This window comes from Novacetimonas hansenii JCM 7643 (assembly GCF_000964405.1).
In the GTDB taxonomy this organism is placed as follows: domain Bacteria; phylum Pseudomonadota; class Alphaproteobacteria; order Acetobacterales; family Acetobacteraceae; genus Novacetimonas; species Novacetimonas hansenii.
On sequence record NZ_BANE01000242.1, the window covers coordinates 1 to 305 of the forward strand.

A 305-nucleotide genomic window follows, 5' to 3' on the forward strand; every position below is an offset into this window, starting at 1 on the left:
GATCACCTGACGATTGACGGGCATGCGGTTGATGGTGAGTGAGGTATTGTGTGAGCAGGCGTTGAGGGAGGGGGAGGCGTGAGCCTCCCCCTCTTTTTTTTGCTTTTTTTTGGGGGTGATGTTCTGGGAATGGGAGTTTTTTGTCCGTGTTTGTTGGTTTACTGCCGTTTTTTCATGGTTTGCATGGGGCGTTGACAATGTGTGCCGATCTCCGTAAAACCCGCTTCACCGAACGGCACACCAGCCGCTAGGGACTTGAGATCATTGACAATAGAATAGAGACTGGAAGGGATATGTTGGCGGCG

At 51.5% G+C, this 305-nt stretch carries 1 protein-coding gene; it reads right to left on the reverse strand.

What is annotated here, in order from left to right:
* Positions 1-198: hypothetical protein (locus B7G66_RS18470; protein WP_206778201.1), on the reverse strand; the 198-nt coding region annotated here is incomplete at its 3' end.
* Positions 199-305 lie beyond the last annotated feature (107 nt).